This window comes from Natronocalculus amylovorans (assembly GCF_023638035.1).
Taxonomy (GTDB): domain Archaea; phylum Halobacteriota; class Halobacteria; order Halobacteriales; family Haloferacaceae; genus Natronocalculus; species Natronocalculus amylovorans.
In genome coordinates this window covers 405723-419893 of record NZ_JAKRVX010000001.1, presented here as the reverse complement: position 1 = coordinate 419893, position 14171 = coordinate 405723, and the positions used below count along the sequence as shown (strand labels likewise).

15 protein-coding genes and 1 tRNA gene are annotated in these 14171 nt (G+C 51.0%); 3 read left to right on the top strand and 13 right to left on the bottom strand.

What is annotated here, in order from left to right; all coding sequences use genetic code 11:
• Window positions 1–13: 13 nt before the first annotated feature.
• From leuS to AArcSt2_RS02190, 3 genes are all read right to left on the bottom strand, one after another.
• Window positions 14–2647: a leucine--tRNA ligase gene (leuS, locus tag AArcSt2_RS02200; RefSeq protein WP_250582627.1), complete on the bottom strand. Its 2634-nt coding sequence runs from the start codon at window positions 2645–2647 to the stop codon at window positions 14–16.
• Between the two features lie 179 nt (window positions 2648–2826).
• Window positions 2827–3351, bottom strand: a complete 525-nt coding sequence (locus tag AArcSt2_RS02195; RefSeq protein WP_174652729.1) for a VOC family protein — start codon at window positions 3349–3351, stop codon at window positions 2827–2829.
• Window positions 3352–3453: 102 nt separating this feature from the next.
• The gene (locus AArcSt2_RS02190; protein WP_250582625.1) at window positions 3454–3936 is read right to left on the bottom strand and encodes a hypothetical protein; all 483 of its coding nucleotides are present in this window, start codon (window positions 3934–3936) and stop codon (window positions 3454–3456) included.
• Between the two features lie 114 nt (window positions 3937–4050).
• Here AArcSt2_RS02190 and AArcSt2_RS02185 point away from each other — a divergent pair, with 114 nt between their 5' ends.
• Window positions 4051–4275, top strand: coding sequence for a DUF7535 family protein (locus AArcSt2_RS02185; RefSeq protein WP_174652731.1), 225 nt, complete (start codon window positions 4051–4053; stop codon window positions 4273–4275).
• Window positions 4276–4303: 28 nt separating this feature from the next.
• Here AArcSt2_RS02185 and AArcSt2_RS02180 read toward each other — a convergent pair whose 3' ends face one another.
• From AArcSt2_RS02180 to AArcSt2_RS02150, 7 genes are all read right to left on the bottom strand, one after another.
• The gene (locus AArcSt2_RS02180) at window positions 4304–5296 is read right to left on the bottom strand and encodes an ornithine cyclodeaminase family protein (protein WP_250582623.1); all 993 of its coding nucleotides are present in this window, start codon (window positions 5294–5296) and stop codon (window positions 4304–4306) included.
• Window positions 5297–5442: 146 nt separating this feature from the next.
• Window positions 5443–7080 (bottom strand): thermosome subunit beta, encoded by a 1638-nt coding sequence (thsB, locus tag AArcSt2_RS02175; RefSeq protein ID WP_250583134.1) that lies wholly within the window; start codon window positions 7078–7080, stop codon window positions 5443–5445.
• A 334-nt stretch (window positions 7081–7414) separates the two neighbouring features.
• Window positions 7415–7591: a hypothetical protein gene (locus AArcSt2_RS02170; RefSeq protein ID WP_484549541.1), complete on the bottom strand. Its 177-nt coding sequence runs from the start codon at window positions 7589–7591 to the stop codon at window positions 7415–7417.
• A gap of 96 nt (window positions 7592–7687) precedes the next feature.
• On the bottom strand, window positions 7688–8260 hold the full coding sequence (locus tag AArcSt2_RS02165) for a hypothetical protein (protein WP_174652733.1): 573 nt from the start codon (window positions 8258–8260) through the stop codon (window positions 7688–7690).
• A gap of 200 nt (window positions 8261–8460) precedes the next feature.
• Window positions 8461–8541 (bottom strand) — tRNA-Ser (locus tag AArcSt2_RS02160).
• A gap of 29 nt (window positions 8542–8570) precedes the next feature.
• Window positions 8571–8777, bottom strand: coding sequence for a DUF7981 family protein (locus tag AArcSt2_RS02155; protein WP_174652734.1), 207 nt, complete (start codon window positions 8775–8777; stop codon window positions 8571–8573).
• Between the two features lie 13 nt (window positions 8778–8790).
• Entirely contained in the window at window positions 8791–9171 is a 381-nt protein-coding gene (locus AArcSt2_RS02150) for a Rid family detoxifying hydrolase (protein ID WP_174652735.1), read from the bottom strand.
• A gap of 114 nt (window positions 9172–9285) precedes the next feature.
• Between AArcSt2_RS02150 and AArcSt2_RS02145 the strand changes: the two genes are divergently transcribed.
• The gene (locus AArcSt2_RS02145; RefSeq protein WP_174652736.1) at window positions 9286–9450 is read left to right on the top strand and encodes a hypothetical protein; all 165 of its coding nucleotides are present in this window, start codon (window positions 9286–9288) and stop codon (window positions 9448–9450) included.
• 6 nt (window positions 9451–9456) lie between these two features.
• Here AArcSt2_RS02145 and ilvA read toward each other — a convergent pair whose 3' ends face one another.
• Both ilvA and AArcSt2_RS02135 read right to left on the bottom strand, forming a co-directional pair.
• A complete protein-coding gene (ilvA, locus tag AArcSt2_RS02140; RefSeq protein ID WP_174652737.1) occupies window positions 9457–10668 on the bottom strand; it encodes a threonine ammonia-lyase in 1212 nt (403 codons plus the stop codon).
• Window positions 10669–10924: 256 nt separating this feature from the next.
• Window positions 10925–11311: a gamma-glutamylcyclotransferase family protein gene (locus AArcSt2_RS02135; RefSeq protein WP_250582621.1), complete on the bottom strand. Its 387-nt coding sequence runs from the start codon at window positions 11309–11311 to the stop codon at window positions 10925–10927.
• 87 nt (window positions 11312–11398) lie between these two features.
• Here AArcSt2_RS02135 and AArcSt2_RS02130 point away from each other — a divergent pair, with 87 nt between their 5' ends.
• Window positions 11399–12775: an MATE family efflux transporter gene (locus AArcSt2_RS02130; protein WP_174652739.1), complete on the top strand. Its 1377-nt coding sequence runs from the start codon at window positions 11399–11401 to the stop codon at window positions 12773–12775.
• 188 nt (window positions 12776–12963) lie between these two features.
• Here AArcSt2_RS02130 and citZ read toward each other — a convergent pair whose 3' ends face one another.
• On the bottom strand, window positions 12964–14100 hold the full coding sequence (gene citZ, locus AArcSt2_RS02125; protein ID WP_250582619.1) for a citrate synthase: 1137 nt from the start codon (window positions 14098–14100) through the stop codon (window positions 12964–12966).
• Between the last annotated feature and the right edge of the window lie 71 nt (window positions 14101–14171).

Genomic DNA, 14171 nt, shown 5'->3' with positions numbered 1-14171 from the left:
CCGTACGACTGTTTCACTCTTGGATGTCGATCGCCGGCCGACCCGGCGTGGCCTTTTTACTAACTGACTGTTCCGCTGCTGCTGCCTCAATGACTGTAACTGGTGCTTCAAACTCACGCTCGATGAGCCACGCTGCGGCTTCAAGTGCATCGTACTCGTCTGTCCGTGCAAGACCGACAGAGAGTGCTTCTCGTTCCGCTTGGAGATCTTGCCCATAGGATGCCGCTGCATCGCCCTGTGATCGGATTTCAGGTATTTGCATAATCTCGGAGATCACATTTGGCGCATCGCTCTCGACTGCGATTTCAAGCGCTTGGTACTTCCACTCCGGTGCGACCACAACATCAATCTGTTTTGGATTGTCGATCCCCGCAACATCGATAATCTGTCGAACGTCTTCACGAGTGTTTTGGACCAACCGCCGCCGCTTTTCGGCGAACGATCGATCGGCATCGCTTGTTGGCCACGCAACGTCCACAATGTAGCCGTCACCACCCAACGTCTCGTGCAGTGACTCCGCAATGTGTGGTGCAACCGGCGCAAGCAGTTGGACGACCGTGTTAAGTCCATACTCGAACGTCTCCGCATGTGGATCTGTGTACTCCGCATACTGCCGGAGGGTTCGGACTAACCCTTGCGCTTCACGCAGCGCGATGTTGAACGTCAGCGAATCGTACTCTTCAGTTGCGACCGCAATCGTTGCATCAATCTCCGCTCGAACATACGCAGCAACCGAATCATCGTCACCGGCTGCGGTTGCAGGATCGAACGAGTTGACCAGGTTCCAGAGTCGTGTTAAGAATACGTACGTCGATCGAACGCCCTCTTCAGTCCAATCAAATGCACGCTCCGGTTGGGCTGCTTGCATGATGAAGAGTCGGGCAGTGTCTGCACCGTACTCTTCGATAATCCGCTGTGGAGAGACAACGTTCCCTTTTGATTTGGACATCTTTGAACCGTCCAACTGGACCATCCCTTGTGCTAACAGATTGCTGAATGGCTCTCTGTGTTCAAGCCCTTCTGTATCCGAGAGCACTTTGGTGATAAATCGGCTGTATAAGAGGTGCATGACCGCATGCTCAATGCCGCCGACGTACTGATCGACCGGCATCCAATCGTTCGATCGATCGAGATCGAATGGAACATCCGAACGGTCAGGAGAGACGTACCGTAGGAAGTACCACGAGGAATCCACGAACGTATCCATCGTATCTGTCTCTCGAACTGCGTCGCCACCACACTCAGGGCAGGCGGTATGTTTCCACTCATCCGCTGCGTCGAGTGGATTCCCCGTTGTATTGATGAATGCCGGTAGCTCTACAGGGAGCTCTGACTCCGGCACTAACACCGGACCACAATCATTACAGCGAACAACTGGGATTGGTGTTCCCCAGTAGCGTTGTCTGGAGATTCCCCAATCGCGAAGTCGGTACTGTGTCGTCTTCTCAGCAACGTCCGTGTCTGCTGTGATCTCATCTCGTGCCGTTTCACTGTCTAGCCCATTGTACGAGTCAGAATTAACAAGAACACCATCATCGGTGTAGGCCCCCTCGCTCACATCGGGAACCGCATCTTCGCTTGGTGCAATGACGGGGATAATCTCTACGCCCATCTTTGAGGCGAATGCGTGGTCGCGTGTATCGTGACCTGGTACGCCCATCAGTGCACCAGTTCCGACATCTGAGAGAACAAAGTCCGCGACGAAGACCGGAATCTCCTGACCGGTTACCGGGTTTGTCGCAGTCAGTGATGTTTTGATACCGTTTGGCTCATCCCCATCTGGATCTGCCTCATGGTGAACGAAATGATGTATCTCATCATCTTCTGCAGCCAACGTCTGGCTAATCGGGTGGTCCGGTGCAAGCGCAAAGAACGTCGCGCCGTAAATCGTGTCGACACGCGTTGTAAATGCCTCAACTGGTCCATGGCCTTCTACATCGAATGTGAGTTCAGTTCCGTATTGGCGGCCGATCCAATTGCGCTGCATCTGACGGACTGATTCCGGCCAGCCGTCCAACGCTTCGAGATCATCGAGCAACTCATCTGCGTACTCGGTGATTTTCAGGAACCACTGTTCTAACTCCCGCTGTTCGACTGGATTGTCACAGCGCCAACAGAGTTCAGCTTCACCCTCGACCTGTTCATCTGCGAGAACAGTCTCACAGTCAGGACACCAGTTGACCTCTGCATCCCGTTGTTCGACCAACCCTTCTTCGTAGAGCCGTCGGAAGAGCCACTGATTCCATTTATAATACTCAGGCGTGCACGTCGTAATCTCGCGCTCCCAGTCATAGCCGAAGCCCATCGACTCCATCTGTCCACGCATTGTGTCGATGCAGTCGAACGTCCAATCGCGTGGATTGGTATCTCGCTCTTTGGCTGCGTTCTCCGCAGGAAGCCCGAATGCATCCCACCCCATCGGATGCAGCACATTATCCCCTTGCATTCTGCGGAATCGGGCATATGCATCCGTTATTGTATAGTTCCGGACATGGCCCATATGGAGTTTTCCAGACGGGTACGGGTACATTCCGAGGACATACGTCGGATCCGACACCGAATCTGGTGTCCGATAGACGCGATCGTCATCCCACGCCGCCTGCCAGCGCTGTTCGACCGATTGGTGGTCGTAGCCGTCTTGGTTCATTGATTTATATATACGTCGTGCCGTTTCCGTTCTATACCTTTCCATCGAACTTCAGTCACGGTCATAAAAATCACGATCGAAGTTGGAGTGCCCTCAAACCGATCGCTGCACGGCAAGTGTGTGAATGCGACACTCGGTATAAAATATAACAGCAAGCCAGTCGTGTTACCCAACAGTTTTTACGGATATGTTCGATCGGGGTCTGGAAGTTCGTCGAGATACCGCGCAGTCTCAAAAATGACTCCGTTCAGTTCCGCTGCGGTATCAAAATAAAAAAACTCGACCCCTGCATCAGTGTCTTCGGGCCCAAATGTTCCGCTCTGGATGACGCCCATTCCTGCACTTTCGAATTCGTCGATTACGGAATCAACATCATCGAAGGCGAAACAGCCGACGTGGTGAAGTCCCTCGCCGTGTTCATCGAGATGTTCGGTATAGATGCTCTCACCCTCCAGCGGCTCGATTAGCTCTACCATTGTATCCGCCACCTCTGTCAGCGCCAGCGCCATCGAGTATTCGTGGGACTCACCGTGATACGTTCGATCAGTGAGTTTTGGTGGTTCAAACCGGTAGATCTCCCATGGTTCGACGCCAAGCAGGCCGCCGAACCGATCCATCCCATCCTCCAGATCCTCAACGACGAAGGCGATCTGTGTTATTTCGGGGATCTCTACCTCCAACTGTGGTACATCACTATTTAACATTACATTATGTGGGTGTGCTCGTTTAGCATTTATATTTTCAGACAGTTTGGTATCCGGATGCTATCGTAATTCTTCCTTTCCAACGAAACCAGTGTCATTCACCTACAGATCGGCTTCGACAACGTTATTTCCAAACGAGGCGCTGGTTGAATGACCGTCTTCCAATCCTGCTGCTCGCAGCCGACATCGTGTTTCAAGGGCCTTTGCATCCAGTACGATCGGTTCGATCGCAGCTTGTGGTGCTTGGTGGAGCCGGCCAACACTTGCCCGTTGTATCACATCCCATTGAAGCTGTTTGGCAGTCTGTGCAATATCGGTATCAACGGTCTCTGGATGTTGATTGAGCTTTCTTTCAAGCTGCCTCACAAACTCGAAACACTGACCTCTGACATATCGGCAGTCCGTATATTCGTATGGTTGTGCTGCTGATTGTTCCCATGTTGTGATCACTGCTTTACACTCATTAGCAACCGAGAGATACCACTCGCGTCTATTGATTACATCCGCAAATATGATTCTCCGAATTGTGGTATCAAGCCGGCTATGGAGGGCAAAAATAGTATGGAGGGCGCTGGCAAGAACCATACTATTTGTGCTTTTTGTGTCAGTATAGTTTTTCTGGGGCTACCTCTCTCTTACATCCCATTATTTGGATGGATCACAAATACGGTTAACCGCTCGGATAGCGTACACTCTATTATGGCGCTTGATATAACCACTGCAGTCCGTGAAGAGCTTCCAGATGTACCACTATATCGTACCGTGACGAAGCCCCAAGGCGATCTGCCTAATATGGAGATGGATATTGTCGGCTGGTTGATGATCGCTATCTTAGCGATATTTGTGCTCCCACTGCTTCCGGTTCTTGCAGTCTTCTGGGGACTCTCAAAACTGACCGAGTTCGTTGCTCGACAAGTACGTTGAAAATACACTTCTTCGAAAAAGTCGGGTTCTACTGATTGAGCCCAATCAGATCGAACGGATAGCCGTTCTCGTTTTCAGCCGCATGCTCGTAGACGACGTGAGCGGCCGCAACATCCTGAATTGCGAGTCCTGTTGAGTCAAAGACAGTGACGCCATCGGATCCGATCCGTCCATCCTTCTCGCCAACAACGATCTCCCCAATCTCTCCGTAGATATCCTCATCCGAGAGAATACCCTCGCTCCACGGGACATTGATTTCACCGGAGTGTGTCGTCTGCTCGTAGTCGTCGATAACGAGTTTTGCATCGAGAAGAATTTGGTCTGCAAGCTCGTGTTTTCCTTCTGCATCAGCACCCATTGCGTTGATATGTGTGTGCTCGCCAACATCCGATTTTGAAACGATCGGTGACTCGACTGGGGTCACTGTCGAGAGCACATCACAGGACGCTGCCTCACTAATTGTGCCTGCACGAACATCGAAGGTATCGTCAAATGCATCAATAAACGCGGCAACCCGTTCTTCATCAAGATCGGAAATAACAACTTCGTCGATTGGCCGAATCGTCGAAATCGCCTGTAGTTGTGTATATGATTGGACACCGGCACCGATGATACCCATTGAGGTTGCGTCCTCCACTGCTAGATGATCCGTTGCAACTGCTGCTGCGGCACCAGTTCGAAGCATTGTCAACTCTGTCCCATCCATGATCGCCAGTGGGAACGCATTTTTCGGATCCGAATATATCATCGTTCCAAGCACTGTTGGAAGATCATATTTGTCGTTATTGTCGGTGTGAACATTTACCCATTTGATCCCTGCGGCGTCCCACTCACCAGCATCGAGATATGCGGGCATCGATCGGAAATCACCGTTGTACTGTGGCAGATCGATGTACGATTTTGGCGGCATCTGTGCATCGCCACGTTCGTAGGCCGCAAATGCGTCTTCGATCGCCGGAATCAGATCGGCCATTTTTGCGTTTTCGTTGACATCCGCACTGTTGAGCAGCAGCGTCTCCATGTGCGCACTATTTGCCGGTTGATATTTAATTCCTGTAGATTCTATGGAGCGATCACCAATGATGCCTCTGGCTCTAACAGCAACACTCAAAAAATATGTGATCGATAGCAGTACAGCGCAACGAATGTGCAGTGCCCCTTTCGTGGTTACATTGCACCGCCCATGCCGCCCATACCACCCATTCCACCCATGCCGCCGGCTGGGTCATCGTCGCCGTCTCCTTTTGTGGAGAGGTCGCCTGCGGCGATGATGTCGTCAATCTTGAGGACGAGGTTTGCGGCTTCTGCTGCGGATGCTACTGCCTGCTCTTTGGCGTGTGCTGGCTCGACAATGCCTGCCTCGAAGGTATCTTCGACATCACCGGAGAAGGCATTTAGGCCTGCACGTTTGTTGCCTGCTTGGTGTTCTGCACGAAGATCAACGAGCAGATCGATCGCATCAAGGCCTGCGTTCTCTGCAAGGACGCGTGGAACAAGCTCAAGCGAGTCTGCAAATGCTTCGACAGCGAGCTGCTCGCGGCCGGAGACGGAGTCTGCGTAGTCACGGAGTCGTGATGCAAGCTCGACTTCGATTGCGCCACCCCCAGCGAGGACGCGCCCGTCAGAGACGGTTGTTGCGACAACGTCGATCGCATCCTGCATACCGCGTTCAAGCTCCTCGACAACATGGTCGGTTGAGCCACGAATGAGTAGTGTCACACCGTGGATCTCATCGCCTTCACCTTCGACGTAGAAGAGTTCGTCCTCGTCGTCGCGGGTGACTGAGCCGTTTCCAAGGTCATCTGCAGTGAGACTGTCGAGATCGGAGACGATTTTTCCGCCAACAACGTTTTTGAGGAATTTGAGGTCGGATTTCTTTGTTCGGCGAACTGCAAGAATACCCTCTTTTGCGAGGTAGTGCTGTGCGAGGTCATCGATTCCTTTCTGACAGAAGACGACGTCAGCGCCTGAGTCAACGATCTGTTGAACTTTCTGTTTGAGCTGCGTTTCCTCCTGGTCAAGGAACTTCTGGAGCTGGTCTGGGCTTTCGATCGAGACCTGCGTATCAACATCTGCTTCTTCAACCTCAACTGGCTCGTTGAGAAGGAGGATGTCCGCGTCCTCAAAGTTCAGCGGCATGTCATCGTGGACCGGGTCTTTGTTGATGACTGCGCCTTTGAGAAGGTCGGACTCACGTGCGGAGCGTCCTGTTTGGGTTTCGATCTTGAGATTTTCGAGGTCGACAACCGAGGAACCGTCGTCTGCATCAACAGTGATCTGCTGAACTGCTTCAACGATGAGCTCTGCAAGAACCTCGCGATCGAGGTCTGCGCTCTTGCCAGTCATCGAAGTTTCTGCAACCTTCTTGAGGAGCTCGGTGTCGTCAGAGTCGACGCGGTCTGCGATATTGTCGATCTCTTCGCGAGCCTTCTCGCTTGCCATGTGGTAGCCTTTAATGACTGCTGTTGGGTGAATATCCTGCTCAAGGAGGTCCTCTGCGTTTTTCAGGAGTTCACCAGCGATCGCAACAGCGGTTGTTGTACCGTCGCCTGCTTCGTCCTCCTGTGTCTCTGCGACCTCGATAATCATCTCTGCGGTTGGATTGTCGATGTCCATCTCGGTGAGGATGGTCACACCATCGTTCGTGATGGTGACATCGCCCATCGAGTCGACAAGCATCTTGTCCATCCCTTTTGGGCCGAGTGTCGATCGAACCGCATCAGCAACTGCGCGCGCTGCTGAGATGTTGTACTCTTGGGCGTCACGGTCTTTGACGCGCTGAGAATCCTCTCCGAGAATGATCATCGGTTGTCCTTGCATTCGCTGGCTCATAGTCATCACAATGATTGTTTGTGATTCTATAAAAAAGTATCGTATATGCGTAGTTAGACTGGTGGGTCCTACACGACCTTCAACCGAAAAAATCGTACGCAGTCTAACGATTAGTCGTATTTTATGTTAGGTGTTAACAATGCACTTTTATTTCACAGAGCACGCTTTTATATACTCTATTACTGACTAAGAGAAATACTCGAGAGCTTTTCGGCAGTACGTCACGTCATGCTTCTGTTCAAAGCCATGGCTAGGCATTTTAACACGTATAAAATAGGGTTTAGATAGCCTCTAACGGATGACTTCGTTAATCATCTAATTCGTCTGGATCTGTAAGAAACTCCGAACCGAGATCGTCTGCCTCCGGCTCTGGTGGCTCATCGTCTGCCCCAAGCGTCTTCAACTCTTGTTTGTTGAGCCGGCTTTCCAACTGTGCACGCTTGTTGCGCCCTTTCCGCTCCCGGCCGGATTTTGTGTCTGGCATCGTCACTTGTGGTAACACCACCCATGGTAATTAACTTTTCCACGAACTGTATTTATTGTGCCGTCGTACACGCGCTGAAGTATCATTCAAACACCTTTATCGAGTTTTGATTGCAAGGATTGCAAACACGACTGCTGCACCACCCTCACTCACTTTTGCAGCGAGTGCAACAAAATCATCCTGGAGGTGGCTAATTACAGAACCGATTCCATCATCATCATGGCCATGTCGGTGACCACTATCATGATCGTTGTGATCATGAGCATGATCATCGTCATGTCCATTGTGGTCGTGGCCGTGATCATCTCCATTATGTGTGCTACTATCATGACTATGTTCACTGTGATCATGTGTATGTAGATCCACTCCTATCGTAGATTCAAGCATACCAAATACGTGTACATCAGCATATGTCGCAATGTACAGCACCATCATCATTGAGAGAATCAGATATGTTACAGATGGCTGTAGCATACCACTAAGCATTGCCGACAATACAATGAGGGGTAGTGCACCGCCTAGAAGCATCAGTACAGTGTATCCAGCAATACCGTCGCTTGTTAACACCTGATACAACTCAGAGAGCCCACCGATGAAATGAATAAGAACTGTTACACCCAGCAAGCTGAGTGCAACGTATAGGAGTCCCTTTGGTTGGTCTTCAAACATTTTCTCTTCGTTATATGACTGCCTCGTTCATTACTAATCTGGTCCAACTATCGAAACGCAGTCGCTAGTCTATATTAACAAACAAGACAGGTGTGTCAGCATTTGTTTTCGAAGGGGTCCTGATAATATCTATTTTATTGTAGTTCCTGTACCACACCTGAGTAGAGAGGCAACTACGTAGTTTGTAGGTTGTCAAAAAACGCCAGGACAGGGATTTGAACCCTGGATCCCAAAGGGAACACGCTTTCCAGGCGTGCGCCTTACCACTCGGCCATCCTGGCTCCCAACAAAAGATACCGCCTTGCGTATTTTAAGTCCTTCCTTTCTGCATCAGGCGATATTCGGTGGCATATGTCACGACAGTAGTTATCGTGCCAACAGTGACTCCTCCAAAGAGTACTCCCCAGATGCCGATCGGAAGCGGTTCTGCAATAATCATGTAGGCCTGTGCGAGAACACCGAAACTCATTCCACCAATAATACCCCACAACAGGCTGGATTTTGTGCGTGGATCCACGGCTAGTACGTTGCTATTCGAATGTTGCGATCGCTTCAATTTCGACGCCGGCACCTTTTGGAAGGGCACCAACCTCAAGCGCGCTCCGTGCTGGTGGTTCATCATCGAAGTAGGTCGCGTATGTTTCGTTCATCTCCTCGAAGTCTTCGATATCGTTGAGAAACACCGTCATTTTTAGAATTGCACTCGAGTCGAGCCCCTCCGCCCCTAGGATCGCCATAATATTATCGAGCGACTGCGCAGTTTGGGTCCCGATATCTGCATCATCGAGCAGTTCTCCATCCGGCGTCAGTGGTATTTGCCCTGCAGTGAATAGGAGTGATCCATTTGTTGTTGCTTGGCTGTATGCGCCAACTGCACCTGGTGCATCGTCTGTGCTGATAATTCGTTTCATACTCTATCTCCTCGTGGGGGTTTCTTAATTGCTTCCGAATGTATCCCACACGTTTCAGTAGTTGGATAGTATCGTGCCACTACAACTATTCATGGGGAATTGGAATCTGCACATATGGCAGCACATAACACTGATCAGGTCGCTATCTCTCGATGTCGACGCTGCGGGTACGAAGCAGAATCAGGCAGCGACAGTTGGAACCGTATCGATTCCCCACCGTTTACCGGAATTACCCAGTGTCCTGACTGTGGGAGTACTGACGTGCTTACTGGACGCTAGCGATAGCTACTCCAGTACTTCAACTGTATAGCCATTTGCTTCCAACGTTGCCAGTAGCTCTGCGACGTGCTCTTCTCCACGTGTCTCAAGTTCAATCTCTACCTCGGTGTCGCTCATTCCAATTCGGCGAGAGGTTCGATCGTGATGGATCGCATAAATATTCGCCTGTTGTTCAGCAATGATGTCAATAAGCCCGTGGAGTGACCCCGGACGGTCTTTGAGCACGGTTCGAATCTTTAGATACCGGCCCATTTGGACAAGCCCTCTGACAATGACTGTGGTGAGAACGTTCATATCGATATTCCCTCCACACAGTGCTGGAACGATCGTCTCATCCTCTTCATATGACACGGCACCCGAGAGCAGCGCGGCAAGCGCGACCGCACCTGCACCTTCAACGAGGGTTTTTCCACGCTCTAACAGGAGCGTGAGTGCAAGCGCAATCTCCTCATCAGTTACTGTGACCACCTCATCAACGTGTTTTTCAATGACTGAAAATGGTTGTTGACCAACTGCACGTGTGGCAATCCCATCGGCAATTGTATCCACCTCATCAATCTCATATACAGCCCCTTTCTGCAGCGATGTCGCAACACTTGAGGCACCTTCTGCCTGTACGCCAACAACGCGAACATCTGGTTTCTTGGCTTTGATTGCTGTTGCAATACCGGAAATGAGTCCACCGCCACCGATCGGAATGATAACGGTCTCAACGGTCGGACACTGTTCGAGAATTTCGAGTCCGATCGTCCCCTGTCCCGCCATTACGTACGGATCATCAAAGGCGTGAACATAGGTTCGGTCCTCATTGGCTTCGATCTCGTGAGCTTTCGATTGCGCATCGTTGTAGTCCTCGCCGTGTAAGACTACTCGTCCACCGTACCGTTTTGTTGCTTTGACTTTCGAGATCGGCGCGTGTTTGGGCATGACGATTGTCGAATCAACCCCTGCGCGAGTTGCTGCAAGGGCAACACCCTGTGCATGGTTGCCAGCACTTGCAGTAACAACTCCTGCAGCCTTCTCAGCCTCACTGAGCGTCACGATCCGATTCATTGCACCCCGTATCTTGAACGAACCCGTCCGCTGGAAGTTCTCCAATTTGAGATGTACGTCTGCTCCAGTTTTGTCTGAGAACGTGTATGACTGTTCAAGCGGTGTCTTCCGAGCAACTGATTTGATTCGCCCTTGGGCCGCTTCAATATCCGATAGAGAGAGCATACCGGTTCTCTTTTGAGCAATTGCTAATGGTTTTCGATGAGTAATTCATGCAAGCAGAGTAGTCCGATCGCTCGGGGAAGTCAATTGAGGGGGAAAGGGGGAATGCACGCGTGTGACGTGCAACTATCCGATGGGCTTAGACCTATATAAAGATGTGGCACGCAGAGTGAAAGTAAAAACCGCAAGACTGCGGCGTTGTAAACCAGTTGTATGACGCTTGTCAGCCACCTGTCTGCGGTTGCTATTCACATACATTTTATATTATTACAACATTTTGTTCAGTTAGATATGTTGTTACAGAGTCAACAAATGTTTGCGCGTGCGGCCAGCTGTTCTCCTCACAATTGAGCCGATTAGGATCACCAATGTACACGTCCGCTGTCGCGGGGCGGTCTGCGACTGGAACCGACTGTCGAGTATACAATTCATCAGTAACACCTTCATATTGATCCAGGAGACCGACCGCATCTGTCTGTAGTATTCGACCATGGGTTTCGCCCCCGGGCATTAGTGTTGGATACTCACACTCAACACGATGTACTCCTTTGAGAACTGCTTGACCGTCGAACGAGAATGGTTCGTCATCAAGTACTTGTTCAACAGTCGAGGCTTCGGTCAGTGTTCCATAGACAAATATGTCCACCTGTGCTGTTTTACAGATGATCACAATGGGTGTATCGCTTCTCTCTGGATTCGATAGCATCAAACAACTACTCCTCAAAGTACCCTCATGCAGTGGGCGCGACTGAAGGCCGTCTGGAAGCGGATATTCGGGCTTGCTTGGCCAGTGATGGCAGAGCAGACGTTTCGGACGTTGATGCGGACGGTTGACATCATTATTGCTGCCCTAATTTCGCCTGCAGCGGTTGTTGCGATCGGGTTAGCTGATCTTTATGCTCGCTTTCCCCTTCGAATTGGACTCGGAATGGGTGGTGGTGCGATCGCACTGTCGAGCCAAGATACTGGTAGCGGCGCACAAAAAAACCGGAGTGAAGCGATAACCCAAGCGCTTTTGATCGGGACGCTTGCAGGGATTCCATTTGTTGTGTTCGGATTTCTCTTGGGTGAGTTTGCAATTGGGCTATTTCCGGCGAGTGAGGAAGCGGTTCAGCTTGGTGCAATCTACCTTGCAATTATTTTTGCAACTGCCCCATTCAGGCATATCGCACTTATTGGCGCTCGTGCGCTGCAGGGAACTGGTGACACCAAAACGCCGATGTACGTTAACGTGTTTGCTAACTCGTTGAATATTGGCGGCTCCGTCCTGCTCGGGTTAGGATTGTTTGGCGCGCCCACGCTTGGTGTTGTTGGGGTTGGGATCGCAACGTCGGTTGCAAACGTTGTGACCGCTGTACTACTGTTGGTTGTCATCTATCGACCTGCATCGTCAATCAACCTCGTTCGCCCACGTGATTGGACGATCGCAAAGCAACTGGTTGTGATTGCAACCCCACGAATGGCGGAAGGATTTGTCGCGGAGGTTGCAGAGTTTCCATTTAATGCGTTGTTGCTTGGGTTCGGTGATTCGGTCAATGCCGGGTTCCAAATCGGGAGACGTGTCTATCAGCAAGTGACCGGGCCGCTTGCCCGTGGATATAATGTCGCTGCAAGCATCGTTGTTGGACAAGCGCTCGGCGATGGTGACCCAGCAACTGCTCGATTTAACGGATGGGCGGTTGCATCGCTGAGCGTCCTCACTGTTGGTGCAATCGGCTTGCTCCTTGCGTGGCAGGCAGAACCGGTGGTACAACTCCTTGGCAGCGGAGATGGCGAAGAACTGTTCTATGCAACACAGTTCGCCGTTGTCTACGGCTTGTCTGGCCCTGTTCTTGCGCTCTTTGTCGGTGTGTCAGGATCGCTGCAGGGTGCAAGTGAGACGCGCATTCCATTTATTGCCCGGCTCACAGGTATGTTTGGATTCTTTGTCGGATTTTCATACCTTGCAGTGGTCGTGCTTGAGTGGGGTATTGTTGGTGCCTACGTTGGCATCTTCCTTGCATATCTGTGGATGGCCGCGTTTGTGGTCATCGCATTCCAGTACAGTGGGTGGGCAGATAGAGCGACACGGATGATGCGCGATCGCGGTAGCGTTGCAAGCGATGACTAAACACTACGTTCTTTTTTATTCCAATACGTCTAATTTTCCATCCTCTGTGCGATGTCGCGACTGAATAACTTCGAGAATTTGAGGATGTTTGTACAACACTGTGTGCTCTCTGACGAATGATTGAAATGCTGTGTCGTCACCACCTGTGAATTCGTAACAACAAGTATTGTGAGCGACTGGTCTGCTGACTACCGCTCGTCAATCGGAACGAACGCTGCGTCCATCTCACCAACGTACCGTGCACGTGGCCGAATTAATCGGTTATCTTCCCACTGCTCGAGTATGTGTGCGATCCAGCCACCAACACGACTGACTGCGAAGATTGGAGTGTATAGATCGATCGGGATACCCATGACGTAGTACATCGAAGCAGAGTAGAAATCAACATTCGGCGCAATGCCTTTTTCTTCAACAATATACTCTTCAATTTCAACAGACATATCGTACCATTTTGTCTCGCCTGCTGCCTCTCCAAGCTCCTCACTTTTTGCGCCGAGGATCGTTGCTCGTGGATCTTTTACACTGTAGACACGGTGTCCGAACCCTGCAACCCGACGGCCATCATCAAGTGCATCCTCAACCCATGTAATTGGATCTTTGTCGCTCTCGTCGATCTCTTTGAGCATCCGCATCACATTTGCGTTAGCACCGCCGTGAAGTCCACCTGAGAGCGTGCCGACCGCCGACGTCACTGATGCATGTAGATCCGCAAGCGTTGAAGCGGTAACCATCGCAGAGAATGTCGATGCGTTGAGCCCGTGATCCGCATGAAGAACCAGTGCCATATCAAACGTTTCGGCAAGCACATCGTCCGGTTCCTCGTTATTGAGCATGTAGAGGAAGTTCGCAGCATGGCTGAGGTCTTCTCGTGGTTCAACTGGCTCGTTGCCGTTCCGAAGTCGATCGTATGCTGCAACCGCTGTTGCTGTTTTTGCGGTGATTCGGCGGCTTTTTCGGATGTTTGCTTCGTGGTCTGTCACATCCGCATCTGCATCATCATCGAACGCTGAAAACGAGGAGACGATCGTTCGAACTGCGGCCATTGGGTCCTCATCTGCCTCAGCTAACTCACGAATAACCGAACGCACGCCATCGTTAAGTTCACGCTCGGCAGCCATTGCCGCGGAGAACTCATTGAGCTGTGCGCGCGTCGGTAGTTCGTCATGCCACAGGAGATACAGCGTCTCTTCGTAGCTCGCATCTGCGGCGAGATCTTCGATCGCATAGCCCCGATATACGAGTTTACCCACATCCCCGTCAATGTAGCTCAGATCAGATTCCGCGACAAGCACGCCTTCCAAGCCCCGTTTCAGCTCGTCTGTCATATACAAAAGATTCCTGCGGGGTTCAAAAAAGCGTTATTGTTTAGGAACAATGTATGTTACCAATTTGCGCA

Excerpts from the sequence above, each read along its gene's own strand:
- citZ (WP_250582619.1), bottom strand. The coding sequence starts at position 14,100 with ATGACAGACGAGCTGAAACGGGGCTTGGAAGGCGTGCTTGTCGCGGAA.
- AArcSt2_RS02150 (WP_174652735.1), bottom strand. The coding sequence starts at position 9,171 with ATGAAACGAATTATCAGCACAGACGATGCACCAGGTGCAGTTGGCGCA.
- AArcSt2_RS02180 (WP_250582623.1), bottom strand. The coding sequence starts at position 5,296 with ATGGAGACGCTGCTGCTCAACAGTGCGGATGTCAACGAAAACGCAAAA.
- AArcSt2_RS02145 (WP_174652736.1), top strand. The coding sequence starts at position 9,286 with ATGGCAGCACATAACACTGATCAGGTCGCTATCTCTCGATGTCGACGC.
- AArcSt2_RS02195 (WP_174652729.1), bottom strand. The coding sequence starts at position 3,351 with ATGTTAAATAGTGATGTACCACAGTTGGAGGTAGAGATCCCCGAAATA.
- AArcSt2_RS02130 (WP_174652739.1), top strand. The coding sequence starts at position 11,399 with ATGCAGTGGGCGCGACTGAAGGCCGTCTGGAAGCGGATATTCGGGCTT.
- thsB (WP_250583134.1), bottom strand. The coding sequence starts at position 7,080 with ATGATCATTCTCGGAGAGGATTCTCAGCGCGTCAAAGACCGTGACGCC.
- AArcSt2_RS02170 (WP_484549541.1), bottom strand. The coding sequence starts at position 7,591 with ATGCCAGACACAAAATCCGGCCGGGAGCGGAAAGGGCGCAACAAGCGT.
- leuS (WP_250582627.1), bottom strand. The coding sequence starts at position 2,647 with ATGAACCAAGACGGCTACGACCACCAATCGGTCGAACAGCGCTGGCAG.
- AArcSt2_RS02165 (WP_174652733.1), bottom strand. The coding sequence starts at position 8,260 with ATGTTTGAAGACCAACCAAAGGGACTCCTATACGTTGCACTCAGCTTG.
- ilvA (WP_174652737.1), bottom strand. The coding sequence starts at position 10,668 with ATGCTCTCTCTATCGGATATTGAAGCGGCCCAAGGGCGAATCAAATCA.
- AArcSt2_RS02190 (WP_250582625.1), bottom strand. The coding sequence starts at position 3,936 with ATGGTTCTTGCCAGCGCCCTCCATACTATTTTTGCCCTCCATAGCCGG.
- AArcSt2_RS02185 (WP_174652731.1), top strand. The coding sequence starts at position 4,051 with ATGGCGCTTGATATAACCACTGCAGTCCGTGAAGAGCTTCCAGATGTA.